The following is a 25135-nucleotide window of genomic DNA, read 5'->3' on the forward strand; positions in this document are numbered from 1 at the left end:
GCTTTACCCGTCGGTAAGGGCTGGCGAGGGAGAATCGGGACAGAGGCACCGACGGGGCACGGCCCGCCTGAGCGGGCCGGCTGCCGTCGGCGGTCGCAGCGCCTTGGAGGATCCATGCGAGGCACCCGATTCACCCCCGACCGGGGACTGACCACGCGCATGGTCAGCACGATGTTCTTCATCGGGCTGCTCTATGTGGTCTTCGTGGGCGTGCTCGTGGCGCTGCTGCGCGGGGCCTGGCCGGTCATCCTCGTTCTGGCGGGCGGTCTCTTCGTCGCCCAGTTCTGGTTCAGCGACCGGATCGCGGCCTTCGGCATGGGCGCCCGGGAGGTCACTCCCGAGCAGGCCCCGGAGCTGCACGGCGCGGTGGACCGGCTGTGCGCGCTCGCCGACATGCCCAAGCCACGGGTGGCGGTGGCCGACAGCGACGTCCCGAACGCCTTCGCCACCGGCCGCAACCAGCGGAACGCCCTGGTGTGCGCGACGACCGGACTGCTGCGACGGCTGGAACCGGAAGAGCTCGAAGGCGTCCTGGCGCACGAGCTGTCCCATGTCGCCCACCGCGATGTGGCCGTCATGACCATCGCCTCCTTCCTCGGCGTCCTCGCGGGAATCGTCACGCGCGTCGGCCTGTGGGGAGGCTTCCGCAGGATGGGCGGGCGCGACAGCAACACCGCTGTGCTGGTGGTGCTGATTCCGCTGGTCAGCGCCGTGGTCTATGCGATCAGCTTCCTGCTCACGCGCATGCTGTCCCGCTACCGCGAGTTGTCCGCCGACCGCGCCGCCGCGCTGCTGACGGGCAGGCCGTCGGCGCTGGCGTCCGCGCTCACCAAGGTCACGGGGCAGATGGCGCGCATCCCGACGAGGGACCTGCGGCAGGCGGAGCCGTTCAACGCCTTCTACTTCGCCCCCGCCTTCAGCAAGGACAGCATGAGCCGTCTGCTCTCGTCCCACCCGACCCTGGAGCAGCGGCTCGAACAGCTCGGCCGCATCTCGGCCCAGCTCGGGCGGGCGTGACGGCGAGGTCGTGAGAGGGGTTCACCCGGTGGGTTTCCTGGACGTCATCCTCGGTCGCAGCAAACCGGTCCGCCCGGACCTCGACCAGCTCTTCGCGCTCCCGTCCGCGGCCGTCACCCTTCAGGCGGGCGCCGGTTTCTCCCCCACCGGCCTCGGCTCGGTCTGCTTCGCGAGCGTGGAGGGCGGTGCGTTCGACCGGCTTCAGCAGGAGGTCAGGGCCCTGCTGGACGCCGACACGGGCCGGGGCGGGGCGCCCGTGGAGTTCAGCCGCGACTCCTACGGCTACACCTGGTTGCTCACCCGGCAGCCCGCCGAGGACACGGCCGCCCTGGTCAACGATCTGCACGCGGTGAACACCCTCCTCCAGGACGACGGATTCGGTCCGCAACTCCTGTGTTCGCTCATGGGGTTCCGCGGCGCCGACGGACGTTCGCTGGCGCTCGTCTACCTGTACAAGCGTGGCACCTTCTACCCTTTCGCGCCGGTCGCGGGCAGGGACGGCAAGCGGGACAACGCCCTCGAACTCCAGGTCAGGGCCCTGCTGGGTGAGGACCTGCGCGTCGAGGAGGACTTGAGCCGGTGGTTCCCGGTGTGGGAGGCGCCAGGGCTGTGAGGCGCGCGGGCCTGCGAAGAGTGCGGCTGGCGGAGCGAGGGGGTCAGCGAACGGCGCTGCTGAGCCAGCGCGACATGCCCGCGTGGGCCCAGGGGACGGGCTCCTTGTAGGTTGCATCACCCGGGAGGGGCACGATGAGCTGGGCGAACGGCGGGTACCAGGTGGTCTTCACCCGGGCCAGGCCCGAGAGGACGGCTTCGGTGAACGCCGGGGCGTGGACGGCGGGGACGTCGTGGAACTCGACGCCCTCCACGGTGATCTTCGCGTCGCCCTCGGAGAAGACCTGGATCTCGATCTCGGGGCGCCCGGGCAGCTCGACCAGGACCTCGTGGGGCAGCGAGCCGTCCTCGTCGGTCACCGCGAAGGCGCCCGCCGACGTGCGGCGGGCGGACTGGTCGGCACCGATGGCGTGGTCGGCCCGGAAGGCGCGGTCGTACCGCCCGGCGACCTCGCGGAGGGCGGTGACCACGGACTCGGTGCTGACGAACGGCTGCTGGCCCATGTGAAGGGATCATGCCTTACGGGGCGCGGCCGACTCCCGGAAGGCCGGGGGCGCCGGCGGCCCGGTCAGTCCTTGTTCCGCTCCGCGACCTGCTCGGCCGCCCAGCGGGCCCATTCCTCGTGCATGGCGGTGAGACGCAGGCCGTACTCCAGGGCCAGCCGGCCGTTGACCGCCAGCGGGTCGTCGTCCCACTCGACCGTCGCCTCCACCTCCTTGAGGGCCGCGTGACGGCCCGCGGCGCGTTCGGCCTCCATGGAGAGGTAGGCGACGGCTTCGAGCGGGGTGAGGAGGTTGAGGAAGAAGACCCGCAGCAGTGACTCGCTGCGGCGTGCCTTCTCCGGCTGGGCCTCCGAGAGCCAGCGCCGCAGCTCGGCCAGGCCCTCTTCGGTGATCTCGTACTCCTTGCGCCCGCGCGGCCCTTCCGCGGAGACGTGGAGCAGGCCGGACGTCGCGAGTTTGCCGAGCTCGCCGTAGACCTGGCTCTGTGTGGCGGTCCAGACGTTGGCGAGCGAGGTCTCGAACCGCTTCATGAGGTCGTAGCCGCTGGCGGGATGTTCCGCCAGCAGTCCCAGCACCGCGTATCTCAGGCTCATGGGCCCCACTCTACCTTCCACACTTGACATGTCGAGGGGTGACCTTCTACTTTTGACATGTCGAAACTGGAGTGTTGGTGGAGCGGGCGACGACTGCCCCTGCCGACCCGGGTGAGGGGGACCTTCATGAACTACCTGCGCGGCTTCATTCCGTGGATCGCCTTCGCGATCGTGCCCTCGGCCGACTGGCAGTGGGGCGCGGTCCTGGGCCTCGCCGTGGGCATCGCGCTGCTGGCCAAGGACCAAAAGGCGGGGGTTGCGGCCGAGTCGCTGATCCTTGAGCGGAGCACCGTCGTCTACTTCGCCGTCCTCACCGCCGTGGCCTTCGCGGTCCCGCACAGCCCGCTGAGTCACTACAGCGGGGCTCTCTCCCTGGGGTGGCTCGCCGTCACGGCCTGGGCCACGCTGGCCGTCGGTCGCCCCTTCACCACGGGAATCGCCAAGCGGCAGGCGCCGCCGGAGGTCTGGAACACCCCTGTCTTCCGACGCATCAATGTGGTGATCACGGCGGTGTGGGCCGCCGCGTTCACGCTGACGGCCGCCACCCTGAGCGCGGTGTACGCGGCGGGCCTCGACAGCACGGTCTCCATACCGGTCCAGGTCGTGGGCTTCGCCCTGCCCGCCATGTTCACCGCCCGCTACCCCGACCGTGTCCGCGCCCGTCTGCAGCAGACCGCGCGCTGACGCGCCGGGCACCGCACCGGCCGCGACGCGCCCGCCGTCGACCGCATCCCCGCGCCGCAGGAGGCAGATCCATGACCACCACCACCCCGGCCCACCTCGCGGGCAATTTCGCTCCCGTCAGGGAAGAGCTGACCGCTCACGACCTGCCGGTCACCGGGACCATTCCCCCCGAGCTGAACGGCTGGTATCTGCGCAACGGCCCCAACCCGAAGGATGCCGCCTCCCAGCACTGGTTCTTCGGTGACGGCATGGTCCACGGTGTGCGGCTGGAAGGCGGCAGGGCCACCTCCTACCGCAATCGCTGGGTCCGGACCGCGACGTTCACCCATGGGGCCCGTGCCTACGACGAACAGGGCAAGCGCGACCTGACCGCTGGCGTCGCCAACACCCATGTGGTCCGGCACGCCGGCCGCACACTGGCGCTGGTCGAGTCGTCGCTGCCGTACGAGCTGGACCTCCGCTCCGGACGCGAGCTGGAAACCGTCGGACCGCATGACTTCGCCGGGCGGCTGGCGCGGCCGATGACGGCTCACCCCAAGACCTGCCCGACCACCGGTGAGCTGCACTTCTTCGGCTACGGCGGACTCACGCCGCCCTATCTGACCTATCACCGCGCCGACGCCGACGGCGAGTTGACCATCAGCCGGCCCATCGACGTGTCCGCGCACACGATGATGCACGACTTCCATCTGACCGCCGGGCACGTCGTCTTCATGGACCTGCCGGTCGTCTTCGACCTCGACCGCGCGAGGAGTGGGAAGGGAGGGATGCCGTACGGCTGGGACCCCGGTTACGGTGCGCGGCTGGGCGTGTTGCGGCGGGACGACCCTCATGGCGAGGTGCGCTGGCTGCCGATAGAGCCCTGCTACGTCTTCCACGCGCTCAACGCCCACGACGAGCGGGACGCCGACGGTGAACGGATCGTGCTCCACGTCATCCGCTACCCGCACGCCTTCGCCGGCCCGCATCTGGGCCCCTCTCTCCCAGCGCTGTGGCGCTGGACGATCGACCTGACGCGGGGCGTGGTGGTCGAGGAGCAGGTTGACGATCAGCCCAGTGAGTTCCCGCGGATGGACGACCGGCTGGCCGGGCAGGCGGCCCGCTTCGGGCACGCCACCGTTTCGGAGCTGCCGGACACCGGCCCCGCCCGGGGCGAGTTGCTCCGCTACGACCTGGAAACGGGATCCGTCGCCCGGCATGTGTTCGGGCCGGGGCGCACCCCATCGGAGGCGGCCTTCGCCCCGGCGGACGACAGGCCGGGCGGTCCCGGCTGGCTGCTCGCCTACGTCCACGATGCCGGCACGGACAGGAGCGACCTGGTCATACTCGACGCCGAGGACCTCGCGGCGCCGCCGGTGGCGTCCATACATCTGCCGCAGCGCGTGCCGTACGGCTTCCACGGCAACTGGCTGCCCGACTGCTGAGGCGGCGCCCCTCAGCGGCGGGGGACAAGCGCGTCCATGGTGCGGGCCTGGACCTCGCGCTCCACGGCGGCGGCGATGAACGCCACGGCGTTCTCCTGGCCCACGAGATCCAGCACCGCCTGGATCGTCCCGGAGGGGAGGGCGATCTGGGCGGGGACCGGGGGCGCGGCGGTGGCGGTGGCCGGGGCGGGAACCGGGGCGGCGGGGGGTTCCGGTTCCACGGGGGGCCGCTCAGCGGACTCGTCATCCGCTGCCGCCTCCGTTGCGGCAGAGGGGACGGGGCCTTCCGCCGGATCCGTCGCCGTGACCTCGTCCAGATGATGGCGGAGATGGCGGGTGGCCAGGGTCCGCATGGCACGGGCCAGTTCGGCGTCGACGGTCTGCTGGGCGAGCGGACGCAGCCGGCGCACCAGGGAGGCGGCTTCCGCGGCCTCCTCGTCGGTGGGGGGATGGCCGAGGTACTGATGGAAGACGTGTTCGGTGGTGAAGTCGAGGAAGCGGGCGGCTATGTGCTCGACCTGGACCCGGAGTTCACGCAGATGGCTGGAGATGGCCAGGAGCGGCACCCCCGCGGCGTGGAGTTCGGCTGCGACGGCCAGCTCCCGGGGGCTGGGGACGAGGAACTCCTCCAGCGAGGACGGCAGGCGGACGAGGATGCCGAGCTCCACGGCGTCCTCGACGGCGGCGTCGTCCGGCCGGCCGCCGAACCTCTCACCCAGCTCGGCGCGGGTGATCCGGCCGGCTTGCTCGTCCGTCCAGGGGCCGTCGACCTCCGCGACGAGGCCGAGGACCCCGCCGAGCCCGCGCCCCGTGTCCCAGGCCTCCAGCAGTTCCTTGATGCTGGCCAGGGTGTAGCCGCGGTCGAGCAGGCCGGAGATCTGGCGGAGGCGGGAGAGGTGGGTGTTGCGGTAGACGTTGGCGCGTCCGCGCCGCTCCGGTTTCGGCAGCAGGCCCCGGTCCTGGTACGCGCGGATGGTGCGGACGGTGGCACCGCTGTGGTGGGCCAGGTCCTCGATCCGGTACTCCGGCTGGTCGGTGGTGGGCTGCCCCGGGAGGGCGTCGGACATGGTCGCTCCTTAGGAGATGGCCGCGCGGCCCATCGCACCGGCCGCGGCCCGGGCCGCGGGGGAGGTCGCCAGGTAGTCGACGGCTCGGCGCAGCGACCCCTCCTGCGAGGGATGGTACGTGCGCCGCAGATAGCGGGGCACGGCCGAGCCCAGCTCCCGCAAGGAGGGCAGCAGTCCCTTGGCGACCGCCCGGTTGTACTCGCGCAGCGAGTAGCGGCCCCGGCTGGCCAGACGCGGGTCGCGGCGGAGGAGGTAGTCCGTGCCCCAGGTCCACAGGTACATCAGCACCGGTGCCGTGATCGCCATGCCCAGGACCCGGCGTGCGTAGCGGCCGGGGAGCTCGCCGCCGCAGTGTTCGTACATGTCGAAGGCCACAGAACGGTGTTCGACCTCCTCGGCGCCGTGCCAGCGGAGCAGGTCGAGCATCACCGGGTCCGAGCCGGCGTGGTCGAGGCCCTCGGCCTGGAGGACCCAGTCGCCCAGCACCGCCGTGAACTGTTCGGTCGCGGCGATCACCGAAAGGCGGAAGCGCAGCCACTCCCGGTCGGTGACCGGGAGACCGAAGGGAGGCCGTTCACCCAGCAGCACGTCGAAGAGGAAGTCCACGTGGCGGGTGTACGGGGAGGTGTCCAGGCCCTGTTCGGCGAGATGGTCCAGCACATAGGCGTGCTGGACGCTGTGGGTGGCCTCCTGGCCCATGAACCCCTTGACGTCCTTGAGCAGTGCCTCGTCGCGGACGAGCGGCAGGGCCTCCTTGAACACCTTGACGAACCACCGCTCCCCGGCGGGCAGCAGCAGGTGCAGGACGTTGATGACGTGGGTGGCCGTGGGCTCGTCCGGGATCCAGTGCAGCGGGGTGTCGTGCCAGGTGAACGACACCCGCCTGGGGGCTATTCGGTAGCCGCGGTCATGACTCATGGGGGGCTCCTTCGGCGATGACGACGGGTGGGACGGACGACACGGGCGGCGTACGGGGTTGGGGAAGGGGGCGAGAGGTGGAGGCGATCGGCATGACGGCGGGGCGGTGCACGGGTGGGGTGCCGCGCCTGCCGTGCCGCTTAGGTGGGGGGATCGAGCCGCGCGAGGGCGCGGGAGACGCGGGGGGTGAGGCGGGAGAGGAAGCGCATGACGTGGGCCTCGGGGGTGACCGGTACGACGGCCCGGTCGCGGACCACGGCGTCGAGGATCGCTTCGGCCACCTTCTCCGGGGGGTAGTTGCGCTTGCCGTAGAGCCGGACGGCCTTGGCCCGGCGGCGGTCCTGCTCCTGCGCGGAGACCCCGGCGAAGCGGGTGGTGGCGGTGATGCCGGTGTTGACGACGCCGGGGCAGATCGCGGTGACCCCGATGCCCTGCCCGGCCAGCTCGGCGCGCAGGCACTCGCTCAGCATCAGCACCGCGGCCTTGGAGGTGCTGTAGGCGGTGAGCGTCTTGAAGGGCTGGAAGGCGGCGGCGGAGCCGGTGTTGACGATGTGGCCGCCCTGTCCTCGCTCGGCCATCTGCCGGCCGAAGACGCGGCAGCCGTGGATGACGCCCCACAGGTTGACGCCGAGGACGTCGCGCCAGTCCTTCGGCGTGGTGTCCATGAAGGTGCCGGCCACGCCGATGCCGGCGTTGTTCACCAGCACGTCCACCACGCCGTACGTGTCGGCGACATGGGTGGCGAGCTTCTCCATCGCCGATTCGTCCGACACGTCACAGCACTCGGCCCAGGCTTCCGGCGCCCCGGTCAGGCGGGCCAGTTCGGCGGTGCGCGCCGCGCCTTCCGCGTCCCGGTCGACGGCCACGACCCGGGCCCCGGCCTCCGCGAAGGCGAACGCGGTCGCCCGCCCGATGCCGCTGGCCGCGCCGGTCACCAGCACCAGCCGGCCGCCGAACCACGGGGCGTGCCGTCCCTTGCCGACGGCGGGCCGGTCCGGGGCGCCCTCCTGGCGGGCGGTCTCCTGCGCGGTGACGAACTCCGTGATCCACGCGGCGAGCTGGTCGGGCCTGGTCCGGGGGACCCAGTGCTTCGCGGAGAGGGTGCGGCGGACGAGCCGCGGCGCCCACTGCTCCAGGTCGTCGTAGAGCCGTGCCGAGAGGAAGGCGTCGCCGACGGGGGTGATCAGCTGGACGGGCACGTGGGCGTAGGCGTCGGTGCGGGGGCGGCGCATTCTGGCCCGTACGTTGTCCCGGTACAGCCAGGCGCCGTGCGCGGCGTCGCTGGGCAGGGAGGCCGTCGGGTAGGTGCCGGGCCGGCCGGGAACGGTCCGGGGCAGCCCTTCCGACCGCTCGACGAGCCGGGGCCAGCGCCGGCCGAGCGCGCCGCGCCAGGCGGCCTCCGGGAGGGCGGGCGTGTGCAGCGCGTAGACGTACCAGGACCGGGCCCCCTGGCCCAGGAGCTGCGCCACCCGGCGCGGGGTGGGCCGGGACAGCCGCCGCTTGATCCAGAGCCCGAAGTGGTCGAGGGACGGCCCCGAGACGGAGGTGAAGGAGGCGACGCGGCCCTCGGTGCGTGCGACCGTGACGAACTCCCAGCCCTGCACCGACCCCCAGTCGTGCCCCACCAGGTGCACGGGCGCCTCCGGGCTCACGGCGTCCAGGACGGCCAGGAAGTCGTCCGTGAGCTTCTCCAGGGTGAACCCGCCGCGCAGCGGCCGGGGAGCCGTGGAGCGGCCGTGGCCGCGCACGTCGTAGAGCACCACGTGGAAGCGGTCTCTCAGCCGGTGGGCGACCTCGGCCCAGATCTCCTTGCTGTCCGGGTAGCCGTGCAGGAGCACCACCGTGGGGTCGGCCGGGTCGCCCAGCTCGGCGACGCACAGCTCGATGCCGCCCGTCCGGACCGTGCGCTCCCGCACGCCCTCGATGCCCGCGTCCCGCGGACCTTCCGTGTCGTCGGCGCTCATGCGCTCGCCTCCTCCTTCTGTCGCTGTTGGGGGCGCCGCACGTGCGGCAGGTCGTCGTCCAGCCAGAACGCGCTCTCCTGGGGATCCCGCGAGTCGGTCACGACCAGCAGCTCCTCGAACTTCACGCCCGTGCCGCGGAAGCCGAGGTGCGGCTCGACCGCCCACAGGCCGGGGTGGGGCGGATGATCGGAGAAGCGATGGGGGCTCCACAGCGGCGACCAGCCCTCCCGGTGACCGCGCAGGGCGTCGGAGGCCAGGCCCTTCAGCGCCTGGGTCCCGAAGCCGAGAACCTGCGGGGACCAGCGGCGTTCGCGCACCCGGTCCACCTTGTGCGCGATCACCCCGAAGGGGTACGCGCGGTGCCGGTTGGTGTGGCCCTGACGGGTCATGAGCCGCGCCACGTCCTCGTAGATCTCCCGCAGCGGCCGGCGCTCGCGCACCTCGCGCAGGATCAGGTCGCGGTGGGCCTGGAGGTCGGCCATGAGCCGGTCGTGCAGCGGGTCGGGGCCGAGACAGCCCGAGTAGCCGATGTCGGCGGTGAAGCCGCGGTATACCGGCGCCATGTCGAGGATGAACGGCATGCCGGGCTCCAGCCGCCGCCCCGTGGGGAAGAACTGGAGCGGCACCCGGAAGCCCACGAAGGCCGTGCGGTCGCCGAACCAGGCGAAGGGCAGATGGAACCAGTCCCTCACCCCGTGGCCGCGCAGCCACTCGCGCTGCATCCGGGCCGCCTCGCGCTCGGTCACACCGGGTCTGAGCTGGGCCGCGACGGCCTCGGCGCAGTCGTACGCCAGCCGCTGCACCTCCCGGAAGCCGCGCAGCTCCGCACCCGTCCGCCCCACCGCCATGCCGCCCGCCGCCTTCCGATCGAGGCCGGGTCCGCACGTGCGGGTCCAAGCCTCAAGCCATTCGCGCAAGTTGACATCAATGAATGTGACAATGCCCGGCGGCTGCGTCAAGAGGTGTGACGTGGCCGGCAGGGCGCCGGCCCGCCGGCTCCCCTACGGGCACCGCCCCGGCCGTGTCAGACCCGAGGACTACACACATCCAGCCATCTGGTCTGACGACCACTGTGGTGCCCGCCACTACCGTCGAAGGTGTGACTGTGATCGCTACCGAAAGCCTCAGCAAGCGGTTCCCCCGGGTGACCGCTCTTGACCGGCTCTCCGTCGACATCACCCCCGGAGTCACCGGTCTGGTGGGTGCCAACGGAGCCGGCAAGTCGACGCTGATCAAGATCCTGCTGGGCCTCTCCCCGGCCACCGAGGGCAGTGCCCGCGTGCTGGGCCTGGACGTGGCCACGGAGGGCTCGAAGATCCGTGAACAGGTCGGCTACATGCCCGAGCACGACTGCCTGCCGCCCGACGTGTCGGCGACGGAGTTCGTGGTCCACATGGCGCGGATGTCCGGCCTGCCGCCCACCGCCGCGCGGGAACGCACCGCCGACACGCTGCGGCACGTGGGCCTGTACGAGGAGCGGTACCGCCCCATGGGCGGCTACTCCACCGGCATGAAGCAGCGGGTCAAGCTGGCGCAGGCGCTGGTCCACGACCCCCGGCTGGTGTTGCTGGACGAGCCCACGAACGGTCTCGACCCCGTCGGCCGGGACGAGATGCTCGGCCTGATCCGGCGTGTGCACACCGACTTCGGTATCTCGGTCCTGGTCACCTCACACCTGCTCGGCGAGCTGGAGCGCACCTGCGACCACGTCGTGGTCATCGACGGCGGCAAGCTGCTGCGTTCCTCCTCGACCAGCGACTTCACCCAGGACACCGGTTCCCTCGCGGTCGAGGTCACCGACACCGACGCCCACCCGGACGGCACCAGCGCGCTGATGTCCGCGCTCACGGCCGCCGGGCTGACCGTGCAGCCCGCGGGCCGTGCGGCCGGTGCGGAGTACGCGGCGGCGGGCTCCGGCCACGTCCTGCTCGTCGACGTCGCCGGCGACGCCACCTACGACGCCGTGCGCGACGCGGTGGCCGGCCTCGGCCTCGGGCTGGTCCGCATGGAGCAGCGCCGGCACCGCATCGCGGAGGTCTTCAAGTCCGCCGACGACCCAGAGGGCGTCCTCACCGAGGACACCCACCCCCATGACGTCCGCCCGCACGAAGGGGGCGCAGTCGATGCGGCCTGAGACCACGACGACGCAGGGGACCGCCGCGGGTGGCGCCCCGGACGTCATCCACAACATCGGTTACCGCAACTACGACGGCCCACGGCTCGGCCGCGGCTACGCCCGCCGTTCGCTCTTCTCCCAGAGCCTGCGCGGGGCCTACGGCCTGGGCCGCTCGGCCAAGTCCAAGGTCCTGCCGATGATCCTCTTCGGTGTGATGTGCCTCCCGGCCGCGATCATGGTGGCCGTCGCGGTCACCACGAAGATGGACCGGCTGCCCATGGAGTACACCCGCTACGCGATCTACCTCCAGGCGGTCATCGGCCTCTACCTCGCCTCCCAGGCGCCGCAGGCGGTCTCCCGGGACCTGCGGTTCCGGACCGTGCCGCTGTACTTCTCGCGGCCGATCGAGCGGAGCGACTACGTCGCGGCCAAGTTCGCGGCGATGACCTCGGCCGTGTTCATCCTCACCGCCGCGCCCCTGCTCGTCCTCTATGCCGGCGCGCTGCTCGCCAAGATGGACTTCGCCGACCAGACGAAGGGCTTCGCACAAGGACTGGTCTCCGTGGCTCTGCTGTCCCTCCTCTTCGCCGGCATCGGCCTGGTGGTCGCCGCGCTCACGCCCCGCCGCGGCTTCGGCGTCGCCGCCGTCATCGCCGTGCTGACCATCTCCTACGGCGCGGTCAGCACCATCCAGGGCATCGCGCTCAACAGCGACAACACCCAGGTCATCAGCTGGCTCGGCCTCTTCTCGCCGATCACGCTGATCGACGGCGTGCAGACCGCGTTCCTGTCCGCCACCACCGCCTTCCCCGGCGGCCACGGGCCCGGTACGGGCGCCGGGGCGGTCTACCTCCTCGTGCTCCTCGCCGTGATCGCCGGCTCGTACGGTCTGCTGACGCGGCGCTACCGAAAGGCCGGGCTGTGACCGTCCTCCCTCCTTCAGCCACCGCTGGGCGGTGCCCCCGGCCCGACCGCCACTCCTCAAGGAACGGGCAGCGCCCATGAGCACTCTTCACATCGACAGCGTCTCGCGCTGGTTCGGCAACGTGGTCGCCGTCAACGACGTCACCATGAGCGTGGGGCCCGGCGTCACGGGTCTCCTCGGCCCCAACGGAGCGGGAAAGTCCACCCTCATCAACATGATGGGCGGCTTCCTCGCCCCCTCCACCGGCACCGTCACCCTCGACGGCGAGACCATCTGGCGCAACGAGCAGATCTACCGCCACATCGGCATCGTCCCCGAGCGCGAGGCGATGTACGACTTCCTGACCGGTGAGGAGTTCGTCCTGGCCAACGCCGAGCTGCACGGGCTCGGCGCCAAGGAGGCCCGGCGCGCCCTCGCCACGGTCGAGATGGAGTACGCCCAGGACCGTAAGATCGCTACGTACAGCAAGGGCATGCGGCAGCGCGTGAAGATGGCCTCCGCCCTCGTCCACGAGCCGTCCGTGCTGCTCCTGGACGAGCCCTTCAACGGCATGGACCCCCGCCAGCGGATGCAGCTGATGGACCTGCTGCGGACCATGGGCGCCGAAGGCCGCACGGTGCTGTTCTCCTCCCACATCCTGGAGGAGGTCGAGCAACTCGCCGCCCACATCGAGGTCGTCGTCGCCGGACGCCACGCCGCCTCGGGTGACTTCCGCAAGATCCGCCGGCTGATGACGGACCGGCCCCACCGCTATCTCGTGCGCTCCAGCGACGACCGCGCCCTGGCCGCCGCGCTCATCGCCGACCCGTCCACGTCCGGCATCGAAGTGGACCTCGGCGAACAGGCGCTGCGCGTCCAGGCCGTCGACTTCGGCCGCTTCACCGAACTCCTGCCGCGCGTGGCGCACGCGCACGGCATCCGGCTCCTGACGGTCTCGCCCTCGGACGAGTCCCTGGAATCGGTCTTCTCCTACCTTGTCGCGTCCTGAAAGGAGGCCGCTCGTGTCGCTCTATCACCCCACCGTCGCCCGGCTGACCTACCGGGGCCTCCTCGGCCGCCGCCGCGCCGCGATCCTCTTCGCGCTGCCGGCTCTGCTGCTCGTCATCTCGGCCGCCATCCGCTTTCTCACCGGTGCGGACGACGAGACCGCCACCAACGTCCTCGGCGGGTTCGCGCTCGCCACGATGGTGCCGCTCATCGGCGTCATCGCCGGTACGGGCGCGATCGGCCCGGAGATCGACGACGGCTCGGTGGTCTACCTCCTGGCCAAGCCGGTCAAGCGCCCGACCATCATCCTCACCAAGCTGGTCGTGGCCGTCGGCGTCAGCGTCCTCTTCTCGGCCGTGCCCACGCTGATGGCCGGCTTCCTGCTCAACGGCAACAGCCAGCAGATCGCCGTGGCCTACGCCGTCGCCGCCGCGATCGCGTCCGTGGCCTACAGCGCCATATTCCTCTTCCTGGGCACGGTCACCCGGCACGCCGTGGTCGCCGGGCTCGTCTACGCCCTCGTCTGGGAGACGCTCTTCGGCAACCTGATCGCCGGGGCCCGCACGCTCAGCGTCCGGCAGTGGGCGCTGGCCCTCGCACAGAAGATCGGCGGAGAGGGAGCCATCACCTCGGACGTCGGACTGCCGCTGGCGGTGACGCTGCTGGTGGGGGTGACCGTGGCCGCCACGTACTGCGCGGGCCGCAAGCTGCGCTCGCTGACCCTCGCCGGCGAGGAGTAGGCGGTGACCCGCCGCTGACGTGAAGCGGGTGAGCGAGGCACGGTTCCGCCCCGCTCACCCGCTCACCGCTCCAGCGGGCCTTCGTCTCAGATCTTCCGGTCGCGCCCGGCGCCCAGCCCCAGGAACAGCAGCGCCCCACAGGCGACGAGGAGCAGGGAGATCGGCAGCGTCCAGCCGCCCGTCTCGCCGTACACCCAGCCGATCGCGAACGGCCCGACGGACGCGAGGAGATAGCCCCACGTCTGTGCCATGCCCGACAGCCGTGACGCCGTGTGGGCGTCACGGGTGCGCAGCACCATGAACGTCAGCGCGAGACCCAGCAGACCGCCCTGCGCCACGCCCATCAGCGTCGCCCACAGCCAGGCGCCCGCCACCGGGGCGACCAGCAGACCGGTGATGCCCGCGGCCATGAGGACCACCACGCCGACCGCCGGTACGCGCTGGTCCCGCATCCGTCCGGCGAGCAGCGGCGCGACGAACGAACCGGCCATCTGCACCAGGGTGTAGAACGCGTAGACCAGGCCGGCCTGGTTCTTGCTCATGCCGTGGTCGGTGAAGATCGTCGGCATCCAGGCGATGCACACGTACGCGACCAGGGACTGCGTGCCCATCATCAGCGTGACCTGCCAGGCCAGCGGCGAGCGGGTGAGCCGCGGCCCGTCCCCCTCGCCGGCACCGGCCCGGGGTGCCGCGGACGTCCGGTCGTGCCGGACGGCGCGCCGGGTGACGACCGCCTGGGGCAGCCAGGCGAGCGCCGCGACCGCGGCGAGCAGCGCCCAGGAGGCGAGGGAGCCCTGCCAGCCGCCCAGGGCGTTCTCCAGCGGCACGGACGAGGCGGCCGCGCCGGTGGCACCGAGGATCAGGGTGGTCGAGTAGAGGGCGGTCATGCTCGCGGCCCGGTCGGGGAAGTCCCGCTTGACCAGGCCCGGCATCAGCACGTTGAGCAGGGCGATGGCGGTGCCGACGAGCGCACACCCCACGAACAGCGCCACGACCGGCGGTGCGACGCGCAGCAGGATGCCGCCGCACAGCAGCACCAGCGCGCCACAGAGCACGGCCTCCGTGCCCCAGCGCCGGGCGAGCCTGGGGGCGGCGATCGAGCCGAGGCCCATGAAGACCAGCGGGATGGTGGTCAGCAGGCTGCTCGCGGCCGCGGCCAGGTGGAAGTGGTCGCTGATCTCGCTCATCAGCGGCGAGACGCCCGAGAGGGCGGCCCGCATGTTGAGCGAGGCGAGGACGATGCCGAGCATCACGAACGCGGGGTGCGCGAGCAGACCCCGCCGCGCCGCGGCGACGCTCGGCGTGGGGGTCAGGTCCTCCTCGGCGTCGATCAGGGGTATGTCGGACCTCGTCTCCGGCATGGGGCGTGTCTCCTGGGGGTGGTGGTGCGGGGGAGTCGGGCGCGGGCCGGCGGTCAGCTGTCGCCGAGCAGGGACTCGACGGCCTGTTTCGGGCGCTCCAGCAGGGTGCGGGCGGCGCGCGCGGCGACGTCGGGGTCGCCCGAGGCGATGGCCTCCATGAGCGCGTGGTGGTCGCCGTGGATGATGCGCGGCATGTCACGGTCGCCGAGGGCGGTGACCAGCGCCTCCCGCACCGAACTGCTGAACCAGGCGTAGGTGGCCGTCAGGGCGGGGTTGTGCGCGGCCTCCACGACGGCCTTGTGGAACTCGACGTCGTGGTCCGCGTAGAGCTCCAGGCTGCCGGAGTCGGGCTGGCCGTCGGGGTCCTCGAACGCCGTCTGGGCGTCCAGCGCCGCCCGCATCCGCGCCAGGTCGGCGGGCTCGTGCCGCAGGGCGGCGAGCCGGGCCGCCTCGGCCTCCAGCGCGATGCGCAGCTCGAGGACGTCCCGCACGCCGGCGCGCTGGAGGCCGCGCAGGATGTCGCCCGGGTCGGCGGTGGAGACGACGAACGTCCCCTCGCCCTGCCGCGACCGCAGCATTCCGGCGTGCACGAGCACGCGCACCGCCTCGCGGACGGTGTTGCGCCCGACCTGGAGCTGCTCGGCGAGGGCATGTTCGGTCGGGATGCGCTCACCGACCCGCCACTCGCCGGCGGCCACCTGGGTGCGCAGCTGTTCCACGACGGTGTCCACCAGGGACTGCCGTCCCGCCGCTCGCAGTGCCATGCGTGACGTCCTCCAAGTCCGGCGCGCCGCCCGGCCGGGGCGACGGCGACCATTGATTCAACCGGTTGCCCAGTCATCCTACAACTGCGGGTCCGGGTGTCCCCGGCTACCTTCGAAGGGTGAACGCCGACGGGATGGACGGCACGCTCCGGGCCCTCGCCAAGGCGGGCCCGGCCGTCCGTTCCTGGGTCCGTTCCTCTCCGGGCACGCACATCTACCTGCTGATCATCGGCATCAACAGTCTCGTCATTGCGGCCGCCAGCGAGGGTCTGGAGAGCTTCCTGCTGCACCGCACGAGCAGCAACATCCACGAGCTGAACAAGCACCCTTTGCAGTCGCTGCTCATCAGCGGCTTCTGGATAGCGAACCCGTCGTCGTTCCTGCTCTACGCGGTGCTCTTCCAGGTCTTCCACGCGAACGTCGAACGGTGGGCCGGCACCCTGCGCTGGCTGGTGACCGTCACCGTGGCGCACGTCGCGGCCACCCTGATCAGCCAGGAGGTCCTGCTGGCGGCGATCCAGAGCCATTCGGCGCCGCGCTCGATGAAGCACGTCGTCGACATCGGTGTCTCGTACGGGCTGGCCGGCGCCGCCGGCATCCTCACCTACCGGGTGCCCCGGCCCTGGCGCTGGCCCTACCTCGCCGGTGCGGTGCTCTTCTTCGCCGTGCCGCTGGTGACCGGCGGGACGTTCACCGACGTCGGCCACGCCATCGCCCTGCTGCTCGGGCTGGCCTGCGCGCCGCTGACGCACGGCCTGCCGACCTGGCGGTGGGGACCCCTGCGGATCCCCACCCGCGCGACCGGCGAGGTCAGCCGAACAGACGCTCCAGCACGACGGCGATCCCGTCCTCCTCGTTCGAGGCGGTGACCTCGTCCGCGACGGCCTTCAGCGACTCGTGCGCGTTGGCCATGGCGACGCCGTGGGCCGCCCAGCCGAACATGGGGACGTCGTTCGGCATGTCCCCGAACGCGATCGTCTCCGCGGCCTTGATGCCCAGCCGCCGCGCGGCCAGCGAAAGGCCTGTGGCCTTGCTGAGCCCCAGCGGCAGCAGCTCGACGATGCCCGCTCCCGCCATCGTGACGTCCACCAGGCCGCCCGCGACCGTGCGGGCCACTTCGGCGAGGGCGTCGTCGTCCAGACCGGGGTGCTGGAGGTAGAGCTTGTTGAGGGGGGCCGCCCAGATCTCGCCCGGGTCGGTGATCGGTACGGCCGGGAGCGGGCCCTCCTGGACCCGGTAGCCCGGACCCACCAGGACGTCGCCCTCCAGGCCGTCCCGGCTCGCGGCGAGGAAGAGCGGGCCCACCTCGGCCTCGATCTTGGCCAGCGCCAGACCGGCGAGCTGCCGGTCGAGCGTGACGGACGTCAGCAGTCTGTTCTCACCGGCGTGGTAAACCTGTGCGCCCTGTCCGCAGACGGCGAGGCCGTCGTAGTCCAGCGCGTCGAGGATGTGCCGCGTCCAGGCGACGGTCCGGCCCGTGACGACGATGTGTGCGGCGCCCGCAGCCGTGGCCAGCCTCAGGGCGGCGCGCGTGCGCTCCGAGACGGACTCGTCGGAGCGCAGCAGTGTGCCGTCCAGGTCGGTCGCGATCAGGCGGTAGGGCAGCTGAAGCGCGTCGTGCACCGTGCCCTCCGCCTCGTCTTCCCCGCGGTCTGTCTGCGGGCCGGTGGCCGCGCGTGCGTCGCTCACTTGCCGACGGGCTCCAGCAGCTCCCGCCCGCCCAGGTACGGGCGGAGCGCCTCGGGGACGCGCACGGAGCCGTCGGCCTGCTGGTGGTTCTCCAGCAGCGCCACGATCGTGCGCGGCACGGCGCAGAGCGTGCCGTTGAGCGTCGCCAGCGGCTTGACGTTCTTGCCCTCGCGCATCCGGATGGACAGGCGGCGGGCCTGGAACTCGTCGCAGTTGGACGTCGACGTCAGCTCGCGGTACTTGCCCTGGGTCGGGATCCACGCCTCGCAGTCGAACTTGCGCGAGGCCGAGGCGCCCAGGTCGCCCGTGGCCGTGTCGATGACCTGGAAGGGCAGCTCAAGGCTGGTCAGCCACTGCTTCTCCCACTCCAGCAGGCGCGCGTGCTCCGCCTCGGCGTCCTCCGGCGCGATGTACGAGAACATCTCGACCTTGTCGAACTGGTGGACGCGGAAGATGCCCCGGGTGTCCTTGCCGTACGTACCGGCCTCGCGGCGGAAGCAGGGCGAGAAGCCGGCGTACCGCAGCGGCAGCTGGTCCGCCTCGATGATCTCGTCCATGTGGTACGCGGCCAGCGGGACCTCGGACGTGCCGACCAGGTAGTAGTCGTCCTTGTCCAGGTAGTAGACGTCCTGCGACGCCTGGCCCAGGAAGCCGGTGCCCTCCATGGCGCGCGGCTTGACCAGCGCGGGGGTGAGCATCGGGGTGAAGCCGGCGGCGGAGGCCTGGGCGATGGCGGCGTTGACGAGGGCGAGCTCCAGCAGCGCGCCGACACCCGTCAGGTAGTAGAAACGGGAGCCCGAGACCTTGGCGCCGCGCTCGACGTCGATCGCGCCGAGCGACTGGCCCAGCTCCAGGTGGTCCTTGGGCTCGAAGCCCTCGGCGGCGAAGTCGCGGGGGGTGCCCACGGTCTCCAGGACGACGAAGTCGTCCTCGCCGCCGCGCGGCACGTCCGGGTGGACGAGGTTGCCGATCCGCAGCAGCAGCTGCTGGGCCTCGGCGGCGGCCTCGTCCTGCTCGGCGTCGGCGGCCTTGACGGCGGCGGACAGCTCGCCGGCCTTCTTCAGCAGCTCGGCCTTCTCGTCGCCGGTGGCCTTGGGGATGAGCTTGCCGAGCGCCTTCTGCTCGGAACGCAGCTCGTCGAAGCGGACGCTGGACGACCTGCGCCGCTCGTCGGCGGAGAGCAGTGCGTCGACGATGTCGACGTCCTCTCCACGGGCGCGCTGGGACGCGCGCACACGGTCGGGGTCCTCACGGAGCAGGCGAAGGTCAATCACCCCACCAGGCTACCGTTGCGGGCTGCGATTGCTCGACGCGATATTCCTGTTTGCCGGGATTTGCCCCGTTCTGGGGTGAAGGGAAAAACTGTGAATCCCCGTGGGGGCGTCATCCGGGGGCGGTGGCCGGGCGGCGCGCAATCGTCCTTGGTGATCACCGGAATTTCCGGAAAGGGAGCATAGGGGATGGTGGGGCGGTCTCCTCGCGCCCTGAGCCTCCTTGGGGAAAGCGGGAGTTGGGCGCGGTTGTTGTCCACAGGACTCAGGGATTCCGGTTCTCTGTCCACAGGGTGTGTGCGAAATCTGTGGATGCTGGAATCGGTTCTTCCGTTTGTTCTGTCATTCTTCGGAGTTTCACCGGGCAAACCTCTTCTGGCCACTCTTTAGGGTGGCAATCACTCCCTCGGAGGGGTTGTTCGAGGCTTTTCGGTGGACATGGAGTCGGCGACGGCCGACGGCGGCGCCTGTGGACGAGAGTGGCGGGTCGCCGGGGCGATTTGTCGACCTTGACCGATTCGTTGGCATTCTCGGCCCCCTGTCGACTCCCCTTTCTGTCGACTTATCCCCAGGTCGAGAACATCCTGTGGATAACTCTGTGGGTAACCGCGCCCAGCCGGCCCGGGACCGGCTCCCTCAGGGCCGTCCGTCCTGGCAGCGGGCCAGCCAGTCGGCCGCCGCGACGAAGGCGTCGTCCGACGTCCCCGCCCGCTCCGAGGCCGTCGACAGGTCGTCCGGGTCAACACCCGCACGCGGATACGAACCCAGGAACCGCACCTTCGGGCACGTCCGCTTCAGCCCCATCAGCGTCTCGCCCACCCGGCGGTCCGTGATGTGCCCTTCACAGTCCACGGAGAAGCAGTAGCGCCCCATGCCCTCGCCCGTCGGCCGCGACTCGATCCGCATCAGGTTCACCCCGCGCGCCGCGAATTCCTGGAGCAACTCCAGCAGCGCACCCGGGTGATCGTCCCCCAGCCACACCACCAGGGACGTCCGGTCCGCCCCCGTCCGGGCCGCGGGCCGCGCCGGACGGCCGGCCAGCACGAAGCGGGTCTCCGCGTTCCGCGCGTCGTGAATGTCCGTGACCAGCGGCTCCAGCCCGTACGTGGCAGCGGCGAACTCCCCCGCGAACGCGGCGTCGTAGCGGCCCTCGCGCACGAGCCGGGCGCCGTCCGCGTTGGACGCCGCCGACTCCCACACCGCGTCCGGCAGGTGTGCGGCCAGCCAGTTGCGCACCTGCGGCTGGGCGACGGGGTGCCCGGTCACCGTCTTGACGTCCGCCAGCGCCGTCCCGGGGCGGACCAGCAGCGCGAAGGCGATCGGCAGCACCACCTCGCGGTAGATCATCAGCGGTTCGCCGGTGGCGAGTTCGTCGAGGGTCGCGGTGACGCCGCCCTCCACCGAGTTCTCGATCGGCACGAGCGCGGCGGCGGCCTCGCCGTTGCGCACGGCGTCGAGGGCGGCGGGGACGGAGACCTTGGGCACGAGCTGACGCGTGGCGGCTTCCGGGAGGGTGCGCAAGGCGGCTTCGGTGAAGGTGCCTTCGGGGCCGAGGTAGGTGTAGCAGGTGGCCGGCATCACGCGGTTCTCCTCCGGACGGCTGCGCCTGGTGGGGCTCGAACCGCCCACGATACGGGCTGTTCCCGCACCCCGCGGACGCCGCCGGACGGGCTGGAGGAACCAGCCCGTCCGGCGGTGGGAAACACGTTCGGGAACAAGAAGTGGACCAACAGGAGAGGGCCCGGCCGAGGAGCACCCGGAAGAGACCGAAGATGCCCGGAAACGCACCCGGAGGACCCGGAAGCGCACCCGAAGGACTCGGGAGCGACCCCGAAGCACTCAGAAGAGAGCCCGGAAGGATTCACCGGACCGGGCACGGCCCCGTCAGTCCTCCAGCAGCCGCTGCCCCACGTACTCGCCCTTCTCGCACCCGCCCGGCACCGCGTACAGCCCGCTCGCCTCGTGGCGCAGGAAGCGCGACAGCCCGTCGCCCCGGTCCAGCTTCCGCTGCACGGGGACGAAGCCCTTCATCGGGTCGGCCTGCCAGGCGATGAAGAGGAGCCCCGCGTCCGGAGCGCCGTCGTCGCGGAAACCGTCGTGGTAGGAGAACGCCCGGCGCAGCATCGCCGCACCGCGGTTGGTCGCCGGGGACGCCACCCGGATGTGGGCGTCGCCGGCGATGGCCAGCGCGCCGTCCCGGTCGACCTTGTCGAGGTCCACCGGCGTCGTCTCCGTACCGCCGGACAGCGGGGCGCCGTCCGACTGGCGGCGGCCGATCACCTTCTCCTGTCGCTCCAGCGACAGGTGGTCCCAGGTGTCGAGCAGCATCCGGATGCGCCGCACGACGGCGTACGAGCCGCCGGCCATCCACGCGTCGGCGCCCTTGTGGTCCTCCGGCACGAACACGCGGTCGGCGAAGTCGGCGTCCGAGGGCTTCGGGTTGTTCGTGCCGTCGATCTGGCCCATCAGGTTGCGGCCGGTCATCGGGTGGGCGGTCGCGCCCGGCGTGCGGTTGAAGCCGTTCATCTGCCAGCGCAGGCGGGCCGTATCGCCCGCCTTCTTCTGGAGCAGGCGGAGGGCGTGGAAGGCCACGAGGGCGTCGTCGGCGCCGATCTGGACCCACAGGTCGCCCTCGCTGCGCCTGGCGTCGAGCGCGTCACCGGTGAAGGCGGGCAGCGGCTCCAGGGCGGCGGGCCGCTTGTCGGCCAGGCCGGTCCGGTCGAAGAAGCTGCGGCCGAAACCGAAGGTGACGGTCAGGGACGACGGTCCCGCGTCGAGCGCGACGCCCGACGTGTCGTCCTGGGCCTGCCGGCCCGCCATCATGTCCGCCGCGATCGCCGACCAGCGGCGCAGCAGTGCCGCCGCGGCCCTGCGGTCGGTGCCGGGCGCGAGGTCGAAGGCGGCCAGGTGGCCGTGCGCCTGGGCGGGCTGGACGATGCCCGCCTGGTGGGCACCGTGGAAGGGCGCGCTGGCCGACCCGAGGGAGGTGAGGGGCTCGGGCCTGCCGCGTACCGCCGCGGCTCCGGCGGCCCCCGCGCCCGCGCCCACGACGAGCGCGCCCGCGCCCGCGGCCCCGGCGGTGCCCAGCAGCCGTCGCCGGGAGACGACCGTGGTGCCGCCCGGCAGGGCGGCGGCCCGGTCGCCCGAGGCGTCGGTGGTGCCGGCGCCGCCGGCCGCGAGGCTGCGGGAAGAGGCGCGCGAGCCGTGGGGGCCGGTCTTGCCCGCCCGTTCGCCGGAGGTGGCCGGGGAGCCCTTGCCGGAGTTCCGCCCGGAGCCGCCCGTGTTCTTGCCGGAGTTCGCGTCGGACGCGGTGTCAGTCGTGTCAGCCATCAGGTGATCTTCACGTTCTCGATCTCGGTGACCTGGTCGATGTCCGAGGTCCGTACGGTCAGGGACAGCTGCCAGTCACCGGCCATGGGCAGCCGGAATCCCGTGGCCTGCCACTGTCCAGGGGACTGACGTCGGAGCGCGGCCCGCAGGGGGCCGATCTCGTTCTCCCTCTCGGTCAAGGAAAGTGTCAGCTCGGGTACGTCCACCGGCCGCCCGGAAGCGTCCGTGAGGGTGACGGTGACGGTGTTGCCGCCGGAACGCGCCGGGTCGATGACGACCCGGGCGGTGCCCCGGCCGTTCGCCCCGCCTGTGTCGTAGGCGATCCGCACCTCGGCCGGACCGCCGGCCGAGGGCGCCGCGGACTTCCCCGCGGCCTGCCGCTGTTCGGTCTCGGCGCGGCCCGGCTGGGTGCTCGTGAGCAGGGTGGTGACGGCGAGCACGACGACCGCCACGGCGGTCTCGGCCAGCACCGAGCGGCGCAGGCCCGTGCGCACCCCGTCCGCGTCCCGCTCGCGCCGCCCGGCGGCCCGGTCCAACGCCGCCTGCTGCCGCGCGAGCTGCGCGGCCCGGACGGGGTCCGCGGCCTTTCCGGCCCCCGTCCCGCCCGCCGCCGCCGTGGCCTTCCGCGGCTGCCGGCCGGGCTGCCGCCGGGTCGCCGAGGCGTCCGTGAGCCGCCCCGTCCAGCGCCGGGAGAAGAACGCGAGGGCCACCAGGGCGGCCACCAGCACCGCCTTGATCAGCAGCAGCCGCCCGTACTCCGTGCCCGTCAGCGCGCCCCACGAGCCCACCTGCCGCCAGGACTGGTAGACGCCGGTCACGACCAGGACGCACACCGAGGCGAAGGCGAGCCGGGAGAAGCGCTCGACCGCCGACCGCCGCACCGGCACCCCGGACCACAGCGTGGCCAGCAGCGCGGCGAGGCCGCCCAGCCACACCGCCACGGCCAGCAGGTGCGCCACGTCGGCCGGCATCGCCAGCCACGGCTGGAGGCCCGCCGACGCGTGCTCGGCCATCGCCCAGGTGGCCGCGAGGCCGCCCGCGACGACCGCGCCCCCGGCGCCGAGCCCGTACGCGACGCCCCGCCGCGGCGCGTCCGGGCCGTCGGCGCGGCCGCGCGGCGCGGCGTCCTCCCGGGCGTACGTACCGAACAGCACCGCCAGGAAGACCGCCGCCGCGCTCAGCAGCAGCAGCCGCGACAGCAGGGCCGCGCCCGGCTTGGTGGACAGCACGTCGCCGAGCAGCGACAGGTCCGCGACGGAGCCGAGGCCCTTGCCGCTCGTGTAGGCGCCGCGCAGCAGCAACAGCAGGGTCGTCGAGACGAACAGCCCGACCCAGCCGCCCACCGCGACGCGCTGCACCGGGCGCGACGAGCGGCAGACGCCCGCGAAGACGCAGCCGCCCACGAGCAGCACGAAGCCGGCGTAGGCGGCGTAGCGCCCGATGTCGTAGAAGGTCTCGACGGCGGGGTCGATCTCGGTGGCCGCCGACTTCACGGTCACGGTGGTCTTCGACGGCGCGCCGACGGAGAAGGTGAAGGCCCCGGCCACCGGGTGGCTGTCCGCCGAGACGGCCTGCCAGGCCACCGTGTACGTGCCGTCGGCGAGGCCCGTCCGCAGCGCGACGGCCGCCGAGTCGGACCTGCCGTCGACGTGCGCGGGCCTGCCCTCGTCGACGCGCCCGCCGCGCGGGTCCAGGACGCGCACCGAGTCGGGGCTCAGCAGCACGCCCTCGGAGAACGTGAGGGTGACCCGGCCCGGCGCGGACGGCAGCACCGAGCCGTCGGCCGGGTCGGTGGCCGTCAGCGCGGCGTGCGCCGACGCCGTGCCCGCGCCGAGCGTGAGCGTGCACAGCAGCGCGGCGAGGAGGGCGCCGAGCAGCGTCGGCACCCGTCTGGCGGTGCCCCGGACGGCGGCCCGTCCGGCCGTGGCCCGCGGGGCGGTCCGTCGTCCGGTGGTCGGGGTCATGGCGGCGTCAGTCCTTGGGGGACGGGGGCCGGTAGGAGGCGGACTCGACCGGCACCTGGATCTTGATGGGCGCCGACGTGGCGAAGTGCAGGGTGAACTCGACCTTCTCGCCCGTCTTCGGCAGGTGGTCGAGCTTGCCCAGCATCAGGTGGCTGCCGCCGCGCGCGAGCGAGAGCTCGCCCTTCGCGGGCACCTCCAGCTTCTGCGCGTGCTTCATCTGCGAGCCCTCGGTGGTGTGCATGGTCACGTCGGGCGAGAGCGGGCTGGTGACCCCGGTGAGTTGGTCGGCCTTGCCGCCGTCGTTCTTGACGGTGAAGTAGGCGGCCGCCATGTCCGCCATCGCCGGCTGCGGCAGATAGGCGCCGCTGACCGACAGTTCGGCCTTGTCGGACGTCCCCGAGCCCGAGTCGCAGCCGGTGACCAGGAGCAGCGCCCCGGCGACGGCGAGCGGAAGGGCGGCGGCGGTGATGACGGTGGCCTTGCCCATCGTCCTGGCGCGCGTCACGGGTTCTCCCCCTTGACGATCTTCGGGAGGTCCGCGGCGTACTGCTCGGACGTGCTGGACGCGGTGAAGATCCAGTGACCGCCGTCGTCCTTCGGCGAGAAGCCGACGACCTCGGCGCCGTGGCTCACGGTCACGGAGCCGTCCTTCTCCTTCTTCGCCGGCTCGACCAGGATCCCGAGCGGCTTGGCCGCCGCCTCGATCGTGGCGAAGTCACCGGTCAGGCCCACGATGTCCTGACCGCCCTGGGCGTCCAGCCACTCGCGCATCCGCCGGGGGGTGTCGCGTTCGGGGTCGGTGGTGACGAAGACGACCTGGAGCTTGTCCTGGTCCTCCTTGGGCAGCTTCTTCTCCGCCGCCGCGATGTCGGAGACGACCGTCGAGCACACGTCGGGGCAGTAGGTGTAGCCGAAGTAGAGCAGGACCGGCCGGCCCTTGGTCTCCTTGACCAGCTCGTACTTCTTCTCCGACGTGTCCGTCAGGACCAGGTCCGGCTTGGCCTTGGGGGAGTCCAGGGTGATCGCCCCGGCCTTCCTCGGCTCGGCGGAGACGTCGGCCACCGGCTTGTCGCCGGACGCGGAACCGGAGCCGCCGCAGGCGGTCAGGGTCAGGGCGGCGGCGGTGGCGAGCGCCGCGCCCAGGAACTTGGTGCGCATGGAGTGCTTTCTCCAGGAAGTGCGGGTGTGCGGGAAGTGTCGGTCACG

Annotated in this window: 24 protein-coding genes; 9 read left to right on the forward strand and 15 right to left on the reverse strand. The window is 72.1% G+C overall.

Going from position 1 to position 25135, the window contains the following annotated elements; translation table 11 throughout:
* Window positions 1-114: 114 nt before the first annotated feature.
* Together htpX and pspAB are read left to right on the forward strand one after the other, a co-directional pair.
* Window positions 115-1017, forward strand: a complete 903-nt coding sequence (gene htpX / locus CYQ11_RS15665) for a zinc metalloprotease HtpX (protein WP_099199916.1) — start codon at window positions 115-117, stop codon at window positions 1015-1017.
* 28 nt (window positions 1018-1045) lie between these two features.
* The gene (gene pspAB / locus CYQ11_RS15670) at window positions 1046-1630 is read left to right on the forward strand and encodes a PspA-associated protein PspAB (RefSeq protein ID WP_099199915.1); all 585 of its coding nucleotides are present in this window, start codon (window positions 1046-1048) and stop codon (window positions 1628-1630) included.
* 43 nt (window positions 1631-1673) lie between these two features.
* Here pspAB and CYQ11_RS15675 read toward each other — a convergent pair whose 3' ends face one another.
* Together CYQ11_RS15675 and CYQ11_RS15680 are read right to left on the reverse strand one after the other, a co-directional pair.
* Window positions 1674-2132 (reverse strand): hypothetical protein, encoded by a 459-nt coding sequence (locus tag CYQ11_RS15675; protein ID WP_181143668.1) that lies wholly within the window; start codon window positions 2130-2132, stop codon window positions 1674-1676.
* 65 nt (window positions 2133-2197) lie between these two features.
* Window positions 2198-2725 (reverse strand): PadR family transcriptional regulator, encoded by a 528-nt coding sequence (locus tag CYQ11_RS15680; RefSeq protein WP_099199914.1) that lies wholly within the window; start codon window positions 2723-2725, stop codon window positions 2198-2200.
* Window positions 2726-2851: 126 nt separating this feature from the next.
* Here CYQ11_RS15680 and CYQ11_RS15685 point away from each other — a divergent pair, with 126 nt between their 5' ends.
* Window positions 2852-3409 (forward strand): hypothetical protein, encoded by a 558-nt coding sequence (locus tag CYQ11_RS15685; protein WP_099199913.1) that lies wholly within the window; start codon window positions 2852-2854, stop codon window positions 3407-3409.
* Window positions 3410-3480: 71 nt separating this feature from the next.
* On the forward strand, window positions 3481-4833 hold the full coding sequence (locus CYQ11_RS15690) for a carotenoid oxygenase family protein (RefSeq protein ID WP_099199912.1): 1353 nt from the start codon (window positions 3481-3483) through the stop codon (window positions 4831-4833).
* 11 nt (window positions 4834-4844) lie between these two features.
* Here CYQ11_RS15690 and CYQ11_RS15695 read toward each other — a convergent pair whose 3' ends face one another.
* The 4 genes from CYQ11_RS15695 to CYQ11_RS15710 form a co-directional block, all read right to left on the reverse strand.
* Window positions 4845-5900 carry a MerR family transcriptional regulator gene (locus tag CYQ11_RS15695; protein ID WP_099199911.1) on the reverse strand — a complete coding sequence of 352 codons (1056 nt, stop codon included), beginning with the start codon at window positions 5898-5900 and terminating at the stop codon, window positions 4845-4847.
* Window positions 5901-5909: 9 nt separating this feature from the next.
* Entirely contained in the window at window positions 5910-6818 is a 909-nt protein-coding gene (locus CYQ11_RS15700) for a metal-dependent hydrolase (RefSeq protein ID WP_099199910.1), read from the reverse strand.
* Window positions 6819-6958: 140 nt separating this feature from the next.
* Complete coding sequence (locus CYQ11_RS15705) at window positions 6959-8782, reverse strand: SDR family oxidoreductase (protein WP_099199909.1); 1824 nt, start codon at window positions 8780-8782, stop codon at window positions 6959-6961.
* Window positions 8779-9630: a M24 family metallopeptidase gene (locus CYQ11_RS15710; protein WP_099199908.1), complete on the reverse strand. Its 852-nt coding sequence runs from the start codon at window positions 9628-9630 to the stop codon at window positions 8779-8781. Before CYQ11_RS15710 ends, CYQ11_RS15705 begins: the two co-directional genes overlap by 4 nt.
* Window positions 9631-9887: 257 nt before the next feature.
* Between CYQ11_RS15710 and CYQ11_RS15715 the strand changes: the two genes are divergently transcribed.
* The 4 genes from CYQ11_RS15715 to CYQ11_RS15730 all read left to right on the forward strand — a co-directional run bounded on the left by CYQ11_RS15715 (window position 9888) and on the right by CYQ11_RS15730 (window position 13550).
* Window positions 9888-10916 carry an ABC transporter ATP-binding protein gene (locus CYQ11_RS15715; protein ID WP_099199907.1) on the forward strand — a complete coding sequence of 343 codons (1029 nt, stop codon included), beginning with the start codon at window positions 9888-9890 and terminating at the stop codon, window positions 10914-10916.
* The gene (locus CYQ11_RS15720; protein ID WP_099200227.1) at window positions 10906-11823 is read left to right on the forward strand and encodes an ABC transporter permease subunit; all 918 of its coding nucleotides are present in this window, start codon (window positions 10906-10908) and stop codon (window positions 11821-11823) included. Before CYQ11_RS15715 ends, CYQ11_RS15720 begins: the two co-directional genes overlap by 11 nt.
* 76 nt (window positions 11824-11899) lie before the next feature.
* On the forward strand, window positions 11900-12811 hold the full coding sequence (locus CYQ11_RS15725) for an ABC transporter ATP-binding protein (RefSeq protein WP_099199906.1): 912 nt from the start codon (window positions 11900-11902) through the stop codon (window positions 12809-12811).
* 13 nt (window positions 12812-12824) lie between these two features.
* Entirely contained in the window at window positions 12825-13550 is a 726-nt protein-coding gene (locus CYQ11_RS15730; protein ID WP_099199905.1) for an ABC transporter permease, read from the forward strand.
* Window positions 13551-13636: 86 nt separating this feature from the next.
* On the opposite strand, the gene CYQ11_RS15735 is transcribed toward CYQ11_RS15730, so the two are convergent.
* A complete protein-coding gene (locus tag CYQ11_RS15735; RefSeq protein ID WP_099199904.1) occupies window positions 13637-14911 on the reverse strand; it encodes a CynX/NimT family MFS transporter in 1275 nt (424 codons plus the stop codon).
* Window positions 14912-14964: 53 nt separating this feature from the next.
* Window positions 14965-15675 carry a FadR/GntR family transcriptional regulator gene (locus CYQ11_RS15740; protein WP_099199903.1) on the reverse strand — a complete coding sequence of 237 codons (711 nt, stop codon included), beginning with the start codon at window positions 15673-15675 and terminating at the stop codon, window positions 14965-14967.
* A 134-nt stretch (window positions 15676-15809) separates the two neighbouring features.
* Here CYQ11_RS15740 and CYQ11_RS15745 point away from each other — a divergent pair, with 134 nt between their 5' ends.
* On the forward strand, window positions 15810-16544 hold the full coding sequence (locus CYQ11_RS15745; protein ID WP_240003479.1) for a rhomboid-like protein: 735 nt from the start codon (window positions 15810-15812) through the stop codon (window positions 16542-16544).
* On the opposite strand, the gene CYQ11_RS15750 is transcribed toward CYQ11_RS15745, so the two are convergent.
* The 7 genes from CYQ11_RS15750 to CYQ11_RS15780 form a co-directional block, all read right to left on the reverse strand.
* On the reverse strand, window positions 16486-17298 hold the full coding sequence (locus tag CYQ11_RS15750; RefSeq protein ID WP_181143849.1) for an HAD family hydrolase: 813 nt from the start codon (window positions 17296-17298) through the stop codon (window positions 16486-16488). The two genes, CYQ11_RS15745 and CYQ11_RS15750, sit on opposite strands and share 59 nt — an antisense overlap.
* Before the next feature lie 62 nt (window positions 17299-17360).
* The gene (gene serS, locus CYQ11_RS15755) at window positions 17361-18638 is read right to left on the reverse strand and encodes a serine--tRNA ligase (protein WP_099199902.1); all 1278 of its coding nucleotides are present in this window, start codon (window positions 18636-18638) and stop codon (window positions 17361-17363) included.
* Between the two features lie 633 nt (window positions 18639-19271).
* The gene (pheA, locus tag CYQ11_RS15760) at window positions 19272-20213 is read right to left on the reverse strand and encodes a prephenate dehydratase (RefSeq protein WP_099199901.1); all 942 of its coding nucleotides are present in this window, start codon (window positions 20211-20213) and stop codon (window positions 19272-19274) included.
* Window positions 20214-20519: 306 nt separating this feature from the next.
* On the reverse strand, window positions 20520-21965 hold the full coding sequence (gene efeB, locus CYQ11_RS15765; RefSeq protein WP_240003454.1) for an iron uptake transporter deferrochelatase/peroxidase subunit: 1446 nt from the start codon (window positions 21963-21965) through the stop codon (window positions 20520-20522).
* Window positions 21965-23929 (reverse strand): copper resistance CopC/CopD family protein, encoded by a 1965-nt coding sequence (locus CYQ11_RS15770; protein WP_099199900.1) that lies wholly within the window; start codon window positions 23927-23929, stop codon window positions 21965-21967. The genes efeB and CYQ11_RS15770 overlap by 1 nt, the downstream gene beginning before the upstream one ends.
* Before the next feature lie 7 nt (window positions 23930-23936).
* Window positions 23937-24434: a copper chaperone PCu(A)C gene (locus CYQ11_RS15775; RefSeq protein ID WP_398779995.1), complete on the reverse strand. Its 498-nt coding sequence runs from the start codon at window positions 24432-24434 to the stop codon at window positions 23937-23939.
* Window positions 24431-25087 carry an SCO family protein gene (locus tag CYQ11_RS15780; protein ID WP_099199898.1) on the reverse strand — a complete coding sequence of 219 codons (657 nt, stop codon included), beginning with the start codon at window positions 25085-25087 and terminating at the stop codon, window positions 24431-24433. Before CYQ11_RS15780 ends, CYQ11_RS15775 begins: the two co-directional genes overlap by 4 nt.
* Between the last annotated feature and the right edge of the window lie 48 nt (window positions 25088-25135).

Origin of the sequence: Streptomyces cinnamoneus (assembly GCF_002939475.1) — a bacterium.
In the GTDB taxonomy this organism is placed as follows: Bacteria; Actinomycetota; Actinomycetes; order Streptomycetales; family Streptomycetaceae; genus Streptomyces; species Streptomyces cinnamoneus_A.